The sequence below is a fragment of the Mesorhizobium sp. WSM4935 genome (assembly GCF_029625735.1).
Taxonomy (GTDB): Bacteria; Pseudomonadota; Alphaproteobacteria; order Rhizobiales; family Rhizobiaceae; genus Mesorhizobium.
In genome coordinates this window covers 124,571-142,659 of sequence record NZ_JARTVR010000001.1, presented here as the reverse complement: position 1 = coordinate 142,659, position 18,089 = coordinate 124,571, and the positions used below count along the sequence as shown (strand labels likewise).

The window sequence follows — 18,089 nt, the reverse complement described above, 5'->3', positions numbered from 1 at the left end:
ATTCACTTCTCTGTCTTGCCGGCGAAATCGGCCGGGTTCTTGTATTTCACCGTCTGCAGGTGCTCGCAGTAGAGCACCAGCTCCCCTTCACCCTTGAAGACTTCATAGCTGGCGCGGATCAGGCCCATGTCCTGGTAGCGCGGTTTTTTGTCTAGGTTGGTGCGGATCGAATAGATGGTGTCGCCGATGAAAACCGGTTTGATGAAGCGCAGCTTGTCGTAGCCATAGGAAAAGGCATTGAGGCAATTGGTGGCGACCAGGCCGAGCCCGGCCGAAAACACGAAGGCGCCGGCCACTAGCCGCCGGCCGAAAATGCCTTCCTTCTCCGCGAACATCTGGTCCTGCACGTAAGGGTGGATGTCCAGCACCAGCGCATTGAACATATGGCTTTCGCCTTCGGAGATGGTGCGGCGGAGCGAGCGGATTTTGTGGCCGACCTGCCAGTCCTCGTAGAACCAGTTTTCCGAATTCCAGACAGGAATGTCGGCATGCGCCTCAGGCATGTCCGACGGATGTGTGGAGGCGACACCGACGCTCGGCGAGAATGCGCTCATGATCCTCTCCGGAAGCTTCCGGCGCGGCCTGCAAAGCGGTTCCGGGCGCGATTCCGGATGGCGAGACGCATAATCGCTTTCCTCCCGTCAATTTTCTTTTGTGAATAATATTTTCACATATGGGATTGCCTTGCAAGCGATGATCGGCGAAATTTTTGGAAGCCGCACAGGCGGGAGAGCCGCCGGCGATGGGAGGGAGATCGATGCAAAGCGCCTGTCTTGTCTTTGTCGGCAGCCTCAACCGCGAGGCGCCTTATTTCCAGGGCGCGCGCGGCGTCGGCCTCGGCGTCTATGCCTTCGACGAGGCGACGCTTGCGGTGCAGAAGCTTGCCGAGACTGACGAGGTCGACAATCCGACTTTCCTGTCGGTGACGCCGGACGGGACACGCATCTATGCCAATTCGGAAGTCTTCGCCTGGCGCGAGGGAACGGTCACGGCCTATCGCTTCGAGCGCGCCACCAATTCGCTCGCCTATATCAACAAGCAGCCCTCGCTCGGCAGCATCACCGCGCACAACACGATCACCCGCGACGGCGGCAAGCTGCTGGTCGCGAATTACGGCATGGGCAGCGGCGGGCCCGACAAGGCGGTCGCCGTGTTCGGCTTTGCGGCCGATGGCGGCCTGACCGCGCCGCTGGCGAGCGTCGCCCATTCCGGCACAGGCCCTAACGCCGAACGGCAGGAGCGGTCGCATGCCCACAGCGTCACCGAGACCATCCAGCGCGGCGTCGCGATCGTCGCCGACCTCGGCATCGACCAATTGGTCTCCTACCGCATCGAGCCCGACGGCGCGCTGGTGAAGCTCGCTTCATCGGCGCTCGCGCCCGGCGCCGGGCCGCGTCACGTCGCGCTGCATCCGAACGGCCGCTTCGTCTTCGTCATGAACGAGTTGGACTCGACGGTGGTGTCGCTGGCGCTTGAGCCGTCTTCCGGCAAGCTTGAACTCATCGACACCAAGCCGGCGGTGCCCGGAGGGGCTCGCGCGCACAATCACTGCGCCGACATCCAGATCTCGCCCGACGGACGCTTCCTCTACGGCTCCAACAGAGGCCATGACAGCATCGCCATTTTTGCTGTCGATCAGCAGTCGGGAAAGCTCCAAACGGTCGACTTCACGCCTTGCGGCGGCGCGACGCCGCGCAACCTCGCGCTGACGCCATCGGGGCGACACCTGTTTTCGGCCAATCAGAACGCCGACCGCATCTCGATCTTCGCCCGCGACGAGCAGAGCGGTCGGCTGGCCGATACCGGCCATGCCATCGAGATCGGGACGCCGATGTGCGTGCGGATCATCGAGGACCCGCTTCGATCCTAGCTGCCGGCGTTGCTCACTGGCTAACCCGCACGAACGAACCGGTATAGGTCTGGCCGGCAAGCGCGTAGGTGACGTTGAGCGTTCCCGGCGAGGGCATCGTGGCAGTGATGTCCGCGCCGTTCGGCAGACGCCCGAGCTTCAAAGTGTTGCCTACGATCCTGCCGGAGCCGTCCGCGACACCCGGCTTGTTGTCGGCCAGGTCGCCCCATGCGTAGCTGACCGTCACCTGCCCGCCCGAAGACACGGTCAGGACCGCGAGCTTGCCATCATACATGCCGTTGAGCTGCCCCGCCCATATGCCGGAGAATGCGGCGTATCTCGCCGGAACACCCTTACCGGGCGGGACGACCGCGACCGTCTGATCCAGCACAGCCGAATTCGGCGAGGCCGGAGCGGGAGCAGCAACAGCGGCCGGGGCAGGTTGGGGTGGAGGCGGCTCCTCGGGAGCGGACTGGCAAGCGACAAGCGCGGCCGCAATGCAAAACATCGGCAAGAGACTGCCTGGTCGCGCAAGCAGTCCGGATCGAACCCGTGCCTGCGCCAGTTTCCCACCCAAAACCGGAATATTCATGAGCATCCCTCTGACAGGAAGCCCTTAGCCTAGTTGCCGCCGCCGGCATAGGGATTTCCTCGGGCGCGGTCCCGTATCGCAAAGTGCCGTCTCCCGGCCACGTCCAGTCTGCGCGATCCGCCTCTTCCGAGACGGATACTCTGTCTATTGAGCCGGCGTGCCGCCCGGGATCAGCAGAAAGCCCTGTTCGCCGGTCGAGTACCACAATCCCAGATAGAGCAACGCCAACAATATCGCGACAATCACCGCAATCCGGACCAGAACGCGCATGATGTTGTTCCTGTTGTCCCGGCATCTTCTCGATTCAGTATACCGAAAATGCGACCGGCGAAATCTTCGAGACCACCGGCTGCGCGTCGACGCTCTCATGCCGACCTGCCGGTATCTTTCGCCGGATGCGACCGGCGTCACTCCGTCCGGGCAGTTTTCCAGGGGACGATGGCTCCACTTGCGAGCATCCCTCGGGGCTCCATCGCGAGGCATGGTACTGGAACTCCCGCCGATGCCTCGCGTTGCCAAGAAAACCAGCAGCGATTGCGCTCCACCGATCCGAGTGCGCTCTGCCGATCCGAGCAACCATCGCTCGTGAATTTCCTCGATACGAACGCGATAAGAGCACGGAGTTCCAGCATGGCTTTCAAGCTTGAGAGTCCAGCCTTTGAAAACGGGCAGACCATTCCCGAGCCCTATGTCCGCAACGGAGGCAACTTGTCTCCGCCCCTGCGATGGAAGAACGCGCCGGCCGGCACCAGAAATTTTCTGCTCGTCGTCGAGGATCCCGACGCGACGCGCGGCATGTTTCGCCATTGGGCCGTCTATGACATCGCCGCCGGGCGAGACTGAAGCGGACTCTCGGCGTTCGTTTATGCCCGTTCGAATAAGGAGAAAACAATGCCGGACAAGAAAACCATCGAAAAGGCGCGCAAGGACAAGCGCGAGGACAAGTCGGCAAGCACGCAGGCCGGCGAGTTCGTTCACGCGGAAATCGGCAAAATCCGCCGCGGCAAACACGGCGCCCGCTCCACCAAGCAGGCGATCGCCATCGGCCTTTCGGAGGCGCGTCGCGCGGGCGTCGACCTGCCGCCCCCCAAGAAAGGCGACGTGAAGGAGACCACGCGCAAGAGCGCCAAATACGCTTACGAGGCGGGCCAGGGCGAACGGAAGCCGAAGCGCCAGCCGAAGGTCTCGAAGGCAGTGTCGAAGGTGCTCGAGGGCGAGCCGAGAAGCACCGCCTCCCGCGAGGCCGTGTCACGGCAGGCCAAGAGCGCCGCGTCCGGCCGCACGGCCGCGGAGCGGTCGGCGGCGGCCAGGAAAGCCGCGCAGACCAAAGGCGCCGCCGGACGATCGGCGGCAGCACGCAAGGCAGCCAGAACCCGCGCCGAGCGCGGTTAGCCGCAGTTGCAGGACGAGGAGCGGACCGTTTGACCGGGTTCCCTCAGCTCCATGCCGGCCGCAAGATGCCTTCGCGTCAGGCCCGTCATGCGAGCTCGGGCGCCGCGCAGCCAAGCGGTGACGTCGGCCATCTGAAAAAAAGTTCGATCAGGAAGGACTGTTTGGTGGAGCCAATCGGAATCGAACCGACGACCTCTTGAATGCCATTCAAGCGCTCTCCCAACTGAGCTATGGCCCCACTCCCGGCAGTCAGCCGGCGCCGTTTCCGGCGAAGAGATCCGGCGCGGTTGGGACCGCGCCGTCGTTTAGTGCTGGCGGCTTCTAGCGCCGCCTTCGGTCAAGATCAAGCCTTGAAAGACCGCTTTTTCGTCACAGGCGAAAATGGCCGGCAAACAATCAGAATCAGACCTCGTCCTCGTCGTCGCCGACACCGATCATATCGGAGACGTCGTCGTCCTCTTCCTCTTCGTCGGCAAGGAAGGTGTCGTCGTCATCGTCGCCGAGATCCACGTCCTCGTCGTCGCCGAGATCGGGAAGATCGTCGCCGCCGCCCTTGGTCTCCTCGTCGGCATCTTCCAACGAAACGAGTTCGGCGCCCTCTTCCTCCTCGGCGTCGATTTCCTTGTCGGCGACATCCTCATCCTCCTCGAGGGCGGAAATCTTGCCTTCCTCGAAATAGGAACGCGGATAGCTCTTGCCGGTATAGGGCGAGACGATCGGGTCCTTGTTCAGATCGTAGAATTTCCGCCCCGTTTCGGGGTCGATACGCTTGGTGCCAAGTTCAGCTTTTGCCACGTCAGGCCTCGTCAAAAAAAGAATGGTCCCCTTAACCGCAGTTTTCCGCGCTGTCAAAGCCAAAAGACATGACCTCAAAACCCGCTTTTCAAAGGCTTGCGCCAAGGGGATGACCATTGCCGCGCGCCGTGATACGAGACCGCCGCATCATGACGAACCGGGCCGGTCAGCCGGCATTTCATTTGGACGACAAAATGTCTCATTCCGCCGCCGCTAAACCAGCCACGGCCCACAAATCCCCTGCCCTTGCCGGCACAGCTCGCGTGCCGGGCGACAAGTCGATCTCGCACCGCTCCTTCATGTTCGGCGGCCTTGCCTCCGGCGAGACCCGCATCACCGGCCTGCTCGAGGGCGAGGACGTGATGCGCACGGGCGCGGCCATGAAGGCGATGGGCGCGCATATCGAAAAGAAGGGCGCCGAATGGGTGATCCGCGGCACCGGCAACGGCGCATTGCTGCAACCGGAAGGCCCGCTCGATTTCGGCAATGCCGGCACCGGCTCGCGCCTCACCATGGGCCTTGTCGGCACCTATGACATGGAGACCACCTTCATCGGCGACGCCTCGCTCTCCGGCCGGCCGATGGGCCGCGTGCTCGACCCGCTGCGCCAGATGGGCGTGCAGGTGCTGAAGGCAGCCCCCGGCGACCGCATGCCGATCACGTTGCGCGGCCCGAAACACGCAGCACCCATCACCTATCGCGTGCCGATGGCGTCGGCCCAGGTGAAGTCGGCGGTGCTGCTTGCCGGCTTGAACACGCCGGGCATCACCACGGTGATCGAGCCGGTGATGACACGCGACCATACCGAGAAGATGCTGAAAGGCTTCGGCGCCAATCTGACAGTCGAGACCGACGAGCGCGGCGTGCGCCACATCTTCATCGAGGGCCAGGGCAAGCTCATCGGGCAGACGATCGCCGTGCCGGGCGACCCCTCCTCCGCCGGCTTCCCGCTGGTCGCGGCGCTGATCGTGCCGGGCTCGGACATCATCATCGAGAACGTGCTGATGAACCCGACTCGCACCGGACTGCTGCTGACGCTGCAGGAAATGGGCGGTCGCATCGACATCCTTAACCCGCGCAATGCCGGCGGCGAGGATGTCGCGGATTTGCGCGTGCGGTATTCGGAGTTGAAAGGCGTGGCGGTGCCGCCGGAGCGCGCGCCGTCGATGATCGACGAATATCCGGTGCTGGCGGTCGCGGCGAGCTTCGCCGAGGGCGAGACGCTGATGCAGGGCCTGGAGGAATTGCGCGTCAAGGAATCCGACCGGCTGTCGGCGGTCGCCAACGGGCTGAAGCTCAACGGCGTCGACTGCACCGAGGGTGAGGCTTCGCTTGCGGTGCGCGGCAAGCCGGGCGGCAAGGGTCTGGGCGCTCATCCGAACGGCCAGGACACGGTGGTGAAGACGCATCTCGACCACCGCATCGCCATGAGCTTCCTCGTCATGGGACTGGCGACGGATAAGCCGGTGACCATCGACGACGCCAACATGATCGCGACGAGCTTTCCGGAATTCATGGGACTGATGAAGGGGTTGGGCGCGGAGATCGAGTGACGGTGGGCTGGAGCCGAACAGAAACGCTGGCGGGACAGCGCCCCCCTCTGTCCTGCCGGACATCTCCCCCACAAGGGGGGAGATCAGCTGTCGCGCCGGCTTTCGCCAATCGCCAACGTCGCAGGATCGAGCGGGGCGCCAAAACTGCCAATCTCCCCCCCTGTGGGGGAGATGTCCGGCAGGACAGAGGGGGGCGCGAAGGATTGCGGCGCTTATTGTATTTGTCGCCCCCTCCAACCGCGACGCTCCGCCCATGACCCACACCTTCACGATCGCCATCGACGGTCCCGCCGGCGCGGGCAAGGGCACCCTTGCCCGTCGGCTTTCCGACCATTACCGGCTGAACTTGCTCGACACCGGCCTCACCTACCGCGCGGTGGCCCACAAGCTGCTGGAGCTCGGCCTGCCGCTCGACAATGTCTCGGCGGCCGAAACCGCTGCGCGCCAGGTCGATCTCTCGAACCTCGACCGCACCGTGCTGTCGGCGCATGCGGTCGGCGAGGCCGCCTCGAAGGTGGCGGTCATCCCCAGTGTCCGGCGCATCCTGGTCGAGAAGCAGCGCGACTTCGCCAAAGCACCGCCGGGTGCTGTGCTCGACGGCCGTGACATCGGCACGGTGGTGTGCCCCGATGCCGACATCAAGCTCTACGTCACGGCAAGCGCCGAGGTGCGGGCGAAGCGCCGGCTGGCCGAGATCGAGAGCATGGGCGGCAGCGCCGATTTCGCCACCATCCTCGCCGACATCGAGCGCCGCGACGAGCGCGACATGGGCCGCGCCGACTCGCCCTTGAAGCCGGCGGCGGACGCGCACTTGCTTGATACCAGCGAAATGGCTATAGAGGCCGCGTTTCTGGCGGCGATGGCGATCGTTGACGACGTCCTTGCCGAGAGAAACAAGGCCTGATCGGGCTTTTTCGGTTGCCTTGAGCGGCGAAAATCCCCATATCGGGCACGAACCAGCCTGCCAGCATTCTTCATGCGCCGGACTTGCCGCTCGAAAAGCGGCCAAGGGCTCCTCAGCCCGGAACGCCGGCAGGCTCGCGCAACGCTAACCCACGGCGCCCGCTCCGCCAGCGCGCGGAGCATTCCAGGAGAAACAATGTCAGCTGCTAATCCGTCTCGCGACGATTTCGCGAGCATGCTCGAAGAATCATTCACCGCCGGCCATTCCGGCGAGGGCCAGGTTGTCCGGGGCACGATCACCGCGATCGAAAAGGACATGGCCATCATCGATGTCGGCCTCAAGGTCGAAGGCCGCGTGCCGCTGAAGGAATTCGGCGCCAAGGGCAAGGACTCCTCCCTCAAGGTCGGCGACACCGTCGAGGTCTATGTCGAGCGCATCGAGAACGCGCTTGGCGAAGCCATGCTGTCGCGCGAGAAGGCTCGCCGCGAGGAGAGCTGGGTGCGTCTCGAAGAGAAGTTCACCAAGGGCGAGCGCGTCGAAGGCGTCATCTTCAACCAGGTCAAGGGCGGCTTCACCGTCGACCTCGACGGCGCCGTGGCGTTCCTGCCGCGCAGCCAGGTCGATATCCGCCCGATCCGCGACGTCACCCCGCTGATGCACAACCCGCAGCCCTTCGAGATCCTCAAGATGGATCGCCGCCGCGGCAACATCGTGGTGTCGCGCCGCACCGTGCTCGAGGAGAGCCGCGCCGAGCAGCGTTCGGAAATCGTGCAGAACCTCGAGGAAGGCCAGGTGGTCGAAGGCGTGGTCAAGAACATCACCGATTACGGTGCGTTCGTCGACCTCGGCGGCATCGACGGCCTGCTGCATGTCACCGACATGGCATGGCGCCGCGTCAACCATCCGACCGAGATCCTCAACATCGGCCAGACGGTCAAGGTGCAGATCATCCGCATCAACCAGGAAACCCACCGCATCTCGCTCGGCATGAAGCAGCTCGAGTCGGATCCGTGGTCGGATATCGGCACCAAGTTCCCGATCGGCAAGAAGATCAAGGGCACCGTCACCAACATCACCGACTACGGCGCGTTCGTCGAGCTGGAGCCGGGCATCGAAGGCCTCATCCACGTTTCGGAAATGTCGTGGACCAAGAAGAACGTGCACCCCGGCAAGATCCTGTCGACGACGCAGGAAGTCGACGTGGTCGTGCTCGAGGTCGATCCGGCCAAGCGCCGCATTTCGCTCGGTCTCAAGCAGACGCTGGAGAACCCGTGGGAAGCCTTTGCGCGCAACCATCCGGTCGGCAGCCAGGTCGAGGGCGAGGTCAAGAACAAGACCGAGTTCGGCCTGTTCATCGGCCTGGAAGGCGACGTGGACGGCATGGTGCACCTCTCCGACCTCGACTGGACCCGTCCGGGCGAGCAGGTCATCGAAGAGTACAATCGCGGCGACATGGTCAAGGCGCAGGTGCTCGACGTCGACATCGAGAAGGAGCGTATCTCGCTCGGCATCAAGCAACTGGCCCGTGACACGGTCGGCGAAGCGGCCAGCAGCGGCGAGCTGCGCAAGAACGCCGTCGTCACCTGCGAGGTCATCGGCGTGAAGGATGGTGGTCTGGACGTGCGGCTGGTCGACAGCGGCCTCGAGACCTTCATCAAGCGCTCCGACCTTTCGCGCGATCGCGACGAGCAGCGCCCCGAGCGCTTCACCGTCGGCCAGAAGGTCGATGCCCGCGTCATCGCCTTCGACAAGAAGACCCGCAAGCTGCAGGTCTCGATCAAGGCGCTGGAAATCGCCGAGGAGAAGGAAGCGGTCGCCCAGTACGGCTCGACCGACTCCGGCGCGTCGCTCGGCGACATCCTGGGCGCGGCGCTGAAGAAGCAGGGCAACTGAGCCAAGGCCTTCGACCCGAACAACAAAAACCCCGCCGGAGCGATCCGGCGGGGTTTTTCTTTGTCGAGATGTCAGAGCAATTCCAGGAAAAGTGTCAGCGGTTTCCGTCCGGAATTGCGTAAAACAAAGAGATACCCGTCAGGCCCGGCCGTAAAGCGGAACCAGCGTGCCGCTCATGGCCTGGTTGGCGGGCGAGGCGAGATAGGCGATCGCTTCGGCGGCGGCTTCGAGGCTGACCCATTTGGTGAAATCGGCGTCCGGCATGTCGGCGCGGGTGGCGGGCGTGTCGAGCGTCGAGGGGGCTACAGCATTGACCAGGATGCCCTTGTGCTTCAGCTCCTCGGCCATCGCCACCGTGATGGCCGCGACCGCCGCCTTGCTCGCGGCATAGGCGACCATTCCGGCGCCGCGCCTGGGATCAAGCCCGGCGCGCGCGCTGACGTTGACGATGCGCCCCGCGGTGCCCGACGCCAGCATCGAGCGCACCGCGGCGCGGCTGCACAGGAAGGCTGTGCGGGCGTTGGTGTCCATCATCTCGGCGAAGGAGGCCGACTCGATCTTTTCGACCGGCGCCATGGTGAAGCCGCCGGCAAGGTGGATCGAGGCCCAGAGCGCAGGCACCTGGTGGTAGAAAGCTTCGACCTTGGCCGAATCCGACAGGTCGACATTATGCGCCAGATGCACGTTGGCATGGGCCGCGTAAGGAAAATGCGGCGGGGCCGCCGCGTGGGCGTTGGGCACGTGGCAGATCGCGCCTTGCTCCAACAGCCTGCCGACAACCGCGCCGCCGAGCGCCCCAGTGCCGCCCGTCACCACGACATGCCTGCCATTCAGCGTTTCCGTCATACTTAGACCGCTCCTGTCGTTTTTTATGATTATGCTTCTTGTGGTTATGCCGCCCCAATTGTGAACGTCGCGCCTTTCGCGCTGTCACTCAATTGAAATATCGACATGGCTGGCGCAGCGTCTTTGCATGCGTCGGCCCCCGTCGGAGCGGCGCGAATTGCCGGTGTACCGGCAGGGACCGAGCAACGGTCGCAGCAGCTTTCAGTCAACGGTGATTTCGATGACGCGCGGCCTGGCCGCCGCCCGCGCGCGCTTCAGCGCCTCGGTGAGACCGCCGACCCCGGTCAAGCGCTCGGCCTCGATGCCATAGGCCTCGGCGAGCTTGCAGAAATCCGGCGGCGCCGGCGACACGCCGACGGGCTCGACGCCGACATCGAGCATCGAGGTCTCGATCTCGCGATAGCCGCGATTGTTCCAGACGACGAAGATCACCGGCGTCTCGGCATCGAGCGCGGCGCCGATCTCCGGCAGGGTGAACTGGAAGCCGCCGTCGCCGGTGAGGCACACCACCGGCGCTTCCGGTACAGCAAGCGCCGCGCCGATCGCCGCCGGCGGACCATAGCCCAGCGCGCCGAAGCCGGTCGCGGCGTTGAACCAGCCGCCGGGACGGTCGTGGTCGTAATAGAGGTTGGCGGCATAGATCGGCTGGGTCGAATCGCCGACGATGATGGCGCCCGGCAGCGCGTCGCGGATCATCTCCACCGCGCGAACCTGCGCCAGGTATTCGGGCCTCAGCTCGGCCAGCGCGGCGTTCCGTGCGGCGGCCGCGCGGGCTTCGCCGTCCTTGGCGGCGGGATGACCCGGCCCGATTGCCGACAGCAAAACCTCGATCCCCTCGGCGCAATCCGCCTGGATGCCGACCGTCACCGGCCGGCGCGCGATCTGGTCGGCCCCAATATCGATGCGGATCAGGTTCTTGGGCAGCACGAAGCCGCCGTCGCCATAGCCGTCATAGTCGGTCGGTCCGAATTCGGTGCCGGCCGCGATCACCAGGTCGGCCTCCGCCATCAGCGCGCGCACGGCCTTCAGACTGGGACTGGCCGGCACGCAGAGCGGATGGCCATGCAGCAGGCCGCGCGCATTGGCGGTCTCGACGACCGGCGCGCCAAGCATCTCGGCCAGGCGCCGCAGCGCCGCGTCGGCTTTCCTGGCGCCGCCGCCCGACAGAATCAGCGGGCGGCTGGCGGCCTTGATCAACGTCGCCGCTTCGGCGACCGCCGCCGCGTCCGGCGCCGGCGGCTCGGCATTGCTCAGCGCCGCCGCGATGCCGTCGGCGGGATTGACCATGACGTCGGTGGGAATCTCGATATGCACCGGGCCCGGCCGCGCCGACGAAAACAGCGCGAAGGCGCGGGCGAGCGCGCCCGGCAATTGCCCGGCCTCGGTGACGCGCTCGGAAAACAGCGCAACCTTTTCCATCATGCCGCGCTGATCTGGCAGTTCATGCAGGAAGCCGAGGCCCTTGCCCAGCGTATCGGTGGCATTGACGCCGGAAATGACCAGCATCGGCACCGAATCGGCACGCGCCTGGCCCATGGCGGTGATGGTGTTGGTCAGCCCTGGTCCGGTGATCACGAAAGCGACGCCCGGCCGGCCGCCGGCCCGCGCATAGCCGTCGGCCATGAAGCCGGCGCCTTGCTCGTGGCGCGGCGTGACATGGCGGATCTTCGAGCGCGCCAGGCCGCGATAGAGCTCGACCGTGTGGACGCCCGGAATGCCGAAGACGGTGTCGACGCCATGCGCCTCGAGCAGCGTGATCAGCGCTTCGCCAACGGTGGTCATTGATTTCCTCCCTGTTCCGGCGCAAGGCCGAGCTCGGCCTCTATGGCTTTGATGCCGATCGCCGCCAATTCGCCAGGCGAGAACATCTCGCCGGCCAGGCAGCCTTCGATCCAGAGCCCGTCGATGATTGCGTTAATGGCGATGGCATGGTGGCGCAGCTCGGCCGCGTCCGGCTTGCGCCGTTCGGCGGCGAGAACTTCGGCCACGACGGCTTCCACCTCGTTGCGAAAACCGAGATAGCCCTCGCGGTGGGCGCGGGCGAGCGACGGATCCGCGCCGGCGCGGCCGATGAAGGTCGCCCAGAGCGAGAACACCCGCTGGTCGATGATCGGCGCGTTGAGATTGGCGGTTACGAAAGCCGCAAGGCGTTGGCGCGGCGAGGCGTCTTCCATGACCAAAGCCGCTTTCGCCAACTCGGTCATGCGGCCCATCAGTGCCGCATAGGCTTCCTGCAGCAAATCTTCCTTGCCGGGGAAATAGTGCCGGATCAGCCCGGCGGTGACGCCGGCGCGCAAGGCGATGGTGCGCACGGTGGCGCCCTCGAGGCCATGTTCGGCCACGCAGTCCAGGGTGGCGTCGATCAGATCCTGCCGCCGCCGCTCCTCACCCTCGCGGCGGAACTTGCGGCGCGCATTCATCGGCGCAGGATCGGCCGCGTCAGGCATGTCGGCCCGCCTTCGCAGGCGATGCAGAGCGCGCCCGCCTCGAAGATTTCGACCGTGCAGCCGGCGGCTTCCATCGCGGCTTTGGTCTTGGGGAAGCCGGCCACGGCAATGACCTTCAACGGGCTGGTCGGCAGCACGTTCAGGCTAAGGCCGTTCGAAGCGGCGAACTCTTCGCCGTCGCCTTCGACTAGCCGGATGCCGCGCCCCTTCAACATCTGGTAGAACGGTGCCGGCAAAAGCGGCGAATAGACCAGGGCGAGATCGTCGGCCAGCGGGCTGATCACCGACATCAGATGCAGGCACGCCTCTTCGCCCTGCCACAGCGGCAGGTCGAAGCCGTAGACCGAAATGCCATGCGGCGTCAGCAGGTTGGCTACCTGCTGGATGCCTGCCTGGTTGGTGCGCACGCCGCGCCCGATCGCCAGCGTCCGGGCATCCAGCCATACACAGTCGCCGCCTTCGACCTGGCCTGGCGCCTCGACGCGGCCGAGGATCGGAATGCCCAGCCTTTTATAGGTCTCTTCATGCAGCGAAGGCTCTTTGGCGCGCAACGGCTTACCCATGGACAGGATCAGCGCGCCGCGGTCGGTCATCAGCGATGGGTCATGCGTGAACACCGAATCCGAAAGCCCGTCGGCCTTGTCCTCGATCCATTCGATCTCGGCACCGGAAGCCGCCACCAGCTCGGCAAGGGCCGCGTGCTGCGCGGCTGCTTTCGCCGGGTTAAACCCGGGGCCATAGTGCCAGGCAGCCCTGTCGGCATCGCGCATGGCGTTGGCCGCCGAACGCATCAGCACACGCCGCAGCGGCGCCGCCATGGACTGTGATCCGAAAGCGCTCATCGATGCCCTTTATGCTGAAAAAAATCGAAAAAATTTCATGAGCGGCTATTTATACACTTGCACAACAACGCCGCAAGTGCCGTAATGAGCGGGATTGACGGGCTCGCGCTGTCGGGTCCATGCTGAAGTCTGGAGCGGGCGGTACAGCGTATGTTGATTAGCCGGATGGACGTTCGACGACCTGCCTTCGACCGTATAGAGGTCGCCCGGTGAGCGTGGCGGATACTGCCGCAGTCCAATCCGGCAAGGCGCAAAGCAGCGCCGCCGAAGCCATCCATGTCGAGAACCTGCATAAGAAATTCGGCCAGTTGCATGTGCTGAAGGGCGTTTCGCTGTCGGCGCGCGACGGCGAAGTGGTCGCCATCATCGGCGGCTCCGGCTCCGGCAAATCGACGCTGCTGCGCTGCATCAACTGCCTGGAAAACCCGACCAGCGGCATCATCCGTGTCAATGGCGAGGAGATCAAGCTCAAGGCCGACAGCCACGGCCACACCGTTCCGGCGGACCGCAGGCAGATCGAGCGCATCCGCTCGAGGCTCGGCATGGTGTTCCAGAATTTCAATCTCTGGAGCCACATGACATTGATCGAGAACGTCATCGAGGTTCCGGTGCATGTGCTGGGCGTCAAGCGCGACGAGGCGATTGTCCAGGCCGAGAAGCTGCTTGCCCGCGTAGGGCTGGCGGAGAAACGCGACGTCTATCCGGCCTTCCTGTCCGGCGGGCAGCAGCAGCGCGCGGCGATCGCCCGGGCGCTGGCGATCAATCCGCGCGTCATGCTGTTCGACGAGCCGACCTCCGCGCTCGATCCCGAGCTGGTCGGGGAGGTGCTGAAGGTGATCGGCGACCTGGCGCGCGAGGGGCGCACCATGGTGCTGGTGACGCATGAAATGAAGTTCGCCCGCGAGGTCGCGACGCATGTCGTTTATCTCTACAACGGGCTGGTCGAGGAGGAAGGTCCGCCGGAACAATTGTTCGGCGCGCCTAAATCCGAAAGGCTCAAGCAATTCCTTCGCAATGTCGGCTAGGAGCCGGCATCAAGCGGAGCGAAAACCGGGAACAACAACAAACTGGGAGTCCTGAAATGAAGACTGTTCTCAAGACCTTCGCCGCCGCGCTGCTTCTCGGCGTCGCGGCGATGGGTGGCGTGGCCAAGGCCGAGCAGGTGAAGATCGGCGTCGCCGCCGAGCCCTATCCGCCCTTCACCTCGCCCGACGCCACCGGCAAATGGGTGGGCTGGGAGATCGACTTCGTCAACGCCGTCTGCGCCGAGGAGAAGCTCGACTGCGTCATCACGCCGGTTGCCTGGGATGGCATCATCCCGGCGCTGACCACCAAGAAGATCGACGCCATCGTCTCTTCGATGTCGATCACCGACGAGCGCAAGAAGACGATCGACTTCTCGGACAAGTACTATAACACCCCGACCGCGATCATCGGGCCGAAGGACCAGAAGTTCGGCGCCACGCCGGACGACCTCAAGGGCAAGGTTATCGGCGTCCAGGTGTCCACGGTGCATGCGGTCTATGCGAAGAAGCACTTCACCGGCGCCCAGGAAATCAAGGAATACCAGACGCAGGACGAAGCCAACAACGATCTGGCCGCCGGCCGCATCGACGCGGTGCAGGCCGATTCGATCGCGCTCGGCGAATTCCTCAAGACCGACCAAGGCAAGGCCTGCTGCGACCTGAAGGGCATGGTGGCCCCGGACGACGAGGTGCTTGGACCGGGCGTCGGCGCCGGCATCCGCAAGGAAGACACCGCGCTCAAGGAAAAGTTCAACGCCGGCATCAAGGCGATCCGCGCCAACGGCAAATATGACGAGATCTCGAAGAAGTATTTCGACTTCGACATCTATGGCGGCGCCACGCAGTCGAACTGAGCCCTCTCGCGAATGAGTGTGGGCATGGCGCCAACGCCATGCCCAACCTTGCCACGCATGCAGCCGCTGACCCGATGATCGGCGGCTTGCCAGCTATCCGGGGGCGAAGCTGATCGACGCCTTTCTTCCGGCCTCCGCGGCCGGCATCATGGAACTCCTGTCGCCCGTGGCGCCCGGCTGGGGCGGCACGCTGCTGGTCGGCTTGCTGCATTCGATCGAGATCGCCGTGGGCGCCACCTGCCTCGGCCTCATGATCGGCACCGCCGGCGCCTTCGGCAAACTCTATGGCGGCCCGGTGACGCGCGACCTGCTTGCGGTCTACACGACCATCGTGCGAGCGGTGCCGGAACTGGTGCTGATCCTGCTGCTCTATTATGCCGGCACCGACCTCATCAACCAGGTGCTGACGGCAATGGGCTACAGCCGTGTCGACATCAGCGGGCTCGCGGCCGGCATTTTCGTGCTGGGCTTCGTCCAGGGCGCCTATTCGACCGAAGTCATCCGCGGCGCCATCCTCGCCATCCCGCAGGGCCAGATCGAGGCAGCCCGTGCCTACGGCATGCCGCCCGGCCTGATGCTGCGACGCATCACGCTGCCGGCCATGCTGCCCTTCGCCATCCCCGGCCTGGCCAATCTTTGGCTGATCGCCACCAAGGACACCGCGCTGCTTGCAGTCGTCGGCTTCTTCGAACTGACGCTGGCGACGCGCCAGGCGGCCGGCGTCACCAAGGCCTACCTGCTCTTTTATCTCGCCGCCGGCGCGCTTTATCTGGCGCTCACGCTGTTCTCCAACCTGATCATCGGCCGCGTCGAGGTCTGGTCGCGGCGCGGCATGCCCTCCGTCAAGGAGGCGCGCTGATGTCGGCCGAAGCCACCGCGATCAACATGGCGGCTCGGGCCTCGATCTGGCTGAAACCGCACCGCATCGTGCTCATCCTGATCGCGCTGGCGCTGGTGCTCTGCGCAGCCTTTTTCATGCGCTGGGAATGGCTGCCGCAATATTGGCAAATGGGCCTGATGGGCATATGGCGGACGCTCTGGATCCTCGCCGTCACATGCGCGCTGGGCTTTGCGCTCGCCGTGCCGCTCGGGCTCGCCCAGGCCAGCGGGCCGATCTGGTTCTCGGCGCCGGCAAAAGCCTTCTGCACCATCATCCGCGGAACGCCGCTGCTGTTGCAACTCTGGCTGCTCTATTACGGGCTCGGCTCGGTCTTCCCGCAATATCCATGGATCCGCGAATCCTGGCTGTGGCCGTATCTCAGGCAGGCCTGGCCCTATGCCGTGGTGGCGCTGACCTTTTCCTTCGCAGGCTATGAGGGCGAGGTGATGCGCGGCGCCTTTGCCGGTGTGCCGAGAGGCCAACTCGAGGCTGCCCGCGCCTTCGGCATGAGTCGCTGGAAAATCTTCCGCCGCATCTGGCTGCCGCAAGCCTTCTACCGGGCGCTGCCGACGCTGACAGGCGAGACGGTGCTGCAGCTGAAATCGACGCCGCTGGTGGCGACGATCAGTGTCATCGACATCTTCGCCGTCTCCTCCAAGGTGCGCCAGGACACCTACCTGACCTATGAACCTTTGCTGCTTCTGGCGCTGATCTATATGACGATCACCGGTATCCTCGTTTTCGTCTTCAGCCGGATCGAGGCGCGGATTCCGGTCAAGATCGGGTAGTAGGGAGTAGGGGAGTAGGGGAGTAGGGGAGTGTTCAGCCACGATCCGCATTCACATTTCCATCCCCAGCCGCTATTCGCTCCACAATTTCCCCCTACTCCCCTACTCCCTTAGGACAGCGACCATGCAACTCACCCTCGACCAGGCAACAGGCCTATGCCGGATGGCGGCGCTCGGCGCCGGCGCTAATGAGGAGGCGGCGCAGTCGCTGACCGCCTCGATCATCGCCGCCGAGGCCGAAGGCCTGTCGACGGTCGGGCTGTCGCATTTCATCGATTATCTGGAGGCGCTCGAAGCCGGCCGCATCGACGGCAATGCAGAGCCGGCAATCACCCGGCCGGCGCTCGCCGTCTATCTCTCCGACGCGCGCGGCGGGCTTGCCCATACCGGCTTCGACCGCACGATCGACGACCTCGTCAAGGCGGCGAAGCTGTTCGGCGTCTCGATCTTCTCGCAGAAGAACGCCTATACATGCGGCGCGCTCGGCTATTTCACCGGCCGGCTGGCGGAACAGGGGCTGGTCTCCTTCGCCGCCACCAACGGGCCGGCGGTGCTGGCCGGCTCAGGCTCGATCAAACCGGTCTATTGCACCAATCCGATGTCTTTCGCCTCGCCCGCCGCCGACGGACCGCCGCTGGTCATCGACCAGTCGTCGAGCGCGACCGCCTTCGTCAACATCCGCAAGGCGGCCGAGGACGGCAGGAAGATACCCGAAGGATGGGCGCTGGATGCCAGCGGCAATCCCACGACCGATCCGGCGGCAGCCATGAAGGGCGCGATGCTTGCCTTTGGCGGCCAGCGCGGCGCCAATGTCGCGTTGATGGTCGAGGTGCTGGCCGCGGGCATTTCCGGTGCCAACTGGTCGCTCGACGCGCCCTGGTTCACCGGCGGGCCGGATAGCCCCGGCACCGGCCTTTTCGTTCTGGCCATCGAGCCAAAACTGCTCGACCCGGATTTCGAGCAGCGCATGAAGGAGCAGCTCGACCGGCTGCGGCGGCGCTATGGCGTGCATATTCCCGGCCGCTCCCGCGCCGAGGCCGCGGAGAAGGCCAAGGCGCGCGGCATCACCACGTCCAGGGCGGTCGTGCAGCGCATTTCGGAATTCGCCGAGCGTTATTCGGCCTGAGTTTGCCGCGCTGTTGAACCTTTTCCCCGCCTGACGCCACCCATATCCGGCACCCACGCCGCGAGCCGCCATGGTTGCTTCGTCCGGCTCGCGGTTCGCCGGACGTTCAGGGCGGGGGCGGGCGTGCTTGCTTCACGCCACCTTGATACCGTCTCAGGTCAGGCCGCCTCGTTGGACCCTGTTTCGGCGTGGACGCTGCCCGGAAAACCCCGCTTCGGCGGGGTTTTCTGCGTTTCGCATCGTTCGCCACAAACATGAACGCAAAAGTTAACTTTTGTTAACTTGACTTGCTCGGGACCGTCG

General features: G+C 64.8%; 19 protein-coding genes and 1 tRNA gene. 11 read left to right on the top strand and 9 right to left on the bottom strand.

What is annotated here, in order from left to right; all coding sequences use genetic code 11:
• Positions 1-2 precede the first annotated feature (2 nt).
• Complete coding sequence (locus tag P9273_RS00635; protein ID WP_278047175.1) at positions 3-554, bottom strand: MaoC family dehydratase; 552 nt, start codon at positions 552-554, stop codon at positions 3-5.
• Between the two features lie 203 nt (positions 555-757).
• Between P9273_RS00635 and P9273_RS00630 the strand changes: the two genes are divergently transcribed.
• Entirely contained in the window at positions 758-1,870 is a 1,113-nt protein-coding gene (locus tag P9273_RS00630) for a lactonase family protein (RefSeq protein WP_278047174.1), read from the top strand.
• A 13-nt stretch (positions 1,871-1,883) separates the two neighbouring features.
• Here P9273_RS00630 and P9273_RS00625 read toward each other — a convergent pair whose 3' ends face one another.
• Both P9273_RS00625 and P9273_RS00620 read right to left on the bottom strand, forming a co-directional pair.
• Complete coding sequence (locus P9273_RS00625; protein ID WP_278047173.1) at positions 1,884-2,240, bottom strand: hypothetical protein; 357 nt, start codon at positions 2,238-2,240, stop codon at positions 1,884-1,886.
• Positions 2,241-2,585: 345 nt separating this feature from the next.
• Complete coding sequence (locus tag P9273_RS00620) at positions 2,586-2,711, bottom strand: hypothetical protein (RefSeq protein ID WP_278047172.1); 126 nt, start codon at positions 2,709-2,711, stop codon at positions 2,586-2,588.
• A gap of 360 nt (positions 2,712-3,071) precedes the next feature.
• Between P9273_RS00620 and P9273_RS00615 the strand changes: the two genes are divergently transcribed.
• The gene (locus tag P9273_RS00615) at positions 3,072-3,284 is read left to right on the top strand and encodes a YbhB/YbcL family Raf kinase inhibitor-like protein (RefSeq protein WP_278047171.1); all 213 of its coding nucleotides are present in this window, start codon (positions 3,072-3,074) and stop codon (positions 3,282-3,284) included.
• A 48-nt stretch (positions 3,285-3,332) separates the two neighbouring features.
• Positions 3,333-3,833 (top strand): DUF6496 domain-containing protein, encoded by a 501-nt coding sequence (locus P9273_RS00610; RefSeq protein ID WP_278047170.1) that lies wholly within the window; start codon positions 3,333-3,335, stop codon positions 3,831-3,833.
• A 162-nt stretch (positions 3,834-3,995) separates the two neighbouring features.
• Here the strand turns inward: P9273_RS00610 and P9273_RS00605 are convergent.
• Together P9273_RS00605 and P9273_RS00600 are read right to left on the bottom strand one after the other, a co-directional pair.
• Positions 3,996-4,071, bottom strand: a tRNA-Ala gene (locus tag P9273_RS00605).
• Positions 4,072-4,235: 164 nt separating this feature from the next.
• The gene (locus tag P9273_RS00600; protein WP_040993567.1) at positions 4,236-4,628 is read right to left on the bottom strand and encodes a TIGR02300 family protein; all 393 of its coding nucleotides are present in this window, start codon (positions 4,626-4,628) and stop codon (positions 4,236-4,238) included.
• Positions 4,629-4,822: 194 nt separating this feature from the next.
• Between P9273_RS00600 and aroA the strand changes: the two genes are divergently transcribed.
• The 3 genes from aroA (at position 4,823) to rpsA (ending at position 8,978) form a co-directional block, all read left to right on the top strand.
• Positions 4,823-6,181 carry a 3-phosphoshikimate 1-carboxyvinyltransferase gene (gene aroA, locus P9273_RS00595; RefSeq protein WP_278047169.1) on the top strand — a complete coding sequence of 453 codons (1,359 nt, stop codon included), beginning with the start codon at positions 4,823-4,825 and terminating at the stop codon, positions 6,179-6,181.
• Positions 6,182-6,434: 253 nt separating this feature from the next.
• Positions 6,435-7,085, top strand: a complete 651-nt coding sequence (gene cmk / locus P9273_RS00590) for a (d)CMP kinase (protein ID WP_278047168.1) — start codon at positions 6,435-6,437, stop codon at positions 7,083-7,085.
• 195 nt (positions 7,086-7,280) lie between these two features.
• The gene (gene rpsA, locus P9273_RS00585) at positions 7,281-8,978 is read left to right on the top strand and encodes a 30S ribosomal protein S1 (protein ID WP_040993565.1); all 1,698 of its coding nucleotides are present in this window, start codon (positions 7,281-7,283) and stop codon (positions 8,976-8,978) included.
• Between the two features lie 138 nt (positions 8,979-9,116).
• Here the strand turns inward: rpsA and P9273_RS00580 are convergent, their stop codons facing one another.
• The 4 genes from P9273_RS00580 to P9273_RS00565 all read right to left on the bottom strand — a co-directional run bounded on the left by P9273_RS00580 (position 9,117) and on the right by P9273_RS00565 (position 13,113).
• Positions 9,117-9,824: an SDR family NAD(P)-dependent oxidoreductase gene (locus P9273_RS00580; protein ID WP_278047167.1), complete on the bottom strand. Its 708-nt coding sequence runs from the start codon at positions 9,822-9,824 to the stop codon at positions 9,117-9,119.
• Positions 9,825-10,025: 201 nt separating this feature from the next.
• Entirely contained in the window at positions 10,026-11,606 is a 1,581-nt protein-coding gene (locus tag P9273_RS00575; protein ID WP_278047166.1) for a 5-guanidino-2-oxopentanoate decarboxylase, read from the bottom strand.
• Positions 11,603-12,271: a TetR family transcriptional regulator C-terminal domain-containing protein gene (locus tag P9273_RS00570; RefSeq protein WP_278047165.1), complete on the bottom strand. Its 669-nt coding sequence runs from the start codon at positions 12,269-12,271 to the stop codon at positions 11,603-11,605. The genes P9273_RS00575 and P9273_RS00570 overlap by 4 nt, the downstream gene beginning before the upstream one ends.
• Positions 12,241-13,113, bottom strand: coding sequence for a dimethylarginine dimethylaminohydrolase family protein (locus tag P9273_RS00565; RefSeq protein ID WP_278047164.1), 873 nt, complete (start codon positions 13,111-13,113; stop codon positions 12,241-12,243). The genes P9273_RS00570 and P9273_RS00565 overlap by 31 nt, the downstream gene beginning before the upstream one ends.
• Positions 13,114-13,322: 209 nt before the next feature.
• Between P9273_RS00565 and P9273_RS00560 the strand changes: the two genes are divergently transcribed.
• From P9273_RS00560 to P9273_RS00540, 5 genes are all read left to right on the top strand, one after another.
• The gene (locus P9273_RS00560) at positions 13,323-14,138 is read left to right on the top strand and encodes an ABC transporter ATP-binding protein (protein WP_052458556.1); all 816 of its coding nucleotides are present in this window, start codon (positions 13,323-13,325) and stop codon (positions 14,136-14,138) included.
• A gap of 56 nt (positions 14,139-14,194) precedes the next feature.
• Positions 14,195-14,992 (top strand): transporter substrate-binding domain-containing protein, encoded by a 798-nt coding sequence (locus P9273_RS00555; protein WP_040988876.1) that lies wholly within the window; start codon positions 14,195-14,197, stop codon positions 14,990-14,992.
• 148 nt (positions 14,993-15,140) lie between these two features.
• Entirely contained in the window at positions 15,141-15,851 is a 711-nt protein-coding gene (locus P9273_RS00550; RefSeq protein WP_278047163.1) for an ABC transporter permease, read from the top strand.
• Positions 15,851-16,660, top strand: a complete 810-nt coding sequence (locus tag P9273_RS00545) for an ABC transporter permease (protein WP_040993550.1) — start codon at positions 15,851-15,853, stop codon at positions 16,658-16,660. Before P9273_RS00550 ends, P9273_RS00545 begins: the two co-directional genes overlap by 1 nt.
• Before the next feature lie 124 nt (positions 16,661-16,784).
• Positions 16,785-17,786, top strand: coding sequence for an Ldh family oxidoreductase (locus P9273_RS00540; protein WP_278047162.1), 1,002 nt, complete (start codon positions 16,785-16,787; stop codon positions 17,784-17,786).
• The last annotated feature ends 303 nt before the right edge of the window (positions 17,787-18,089 follow it).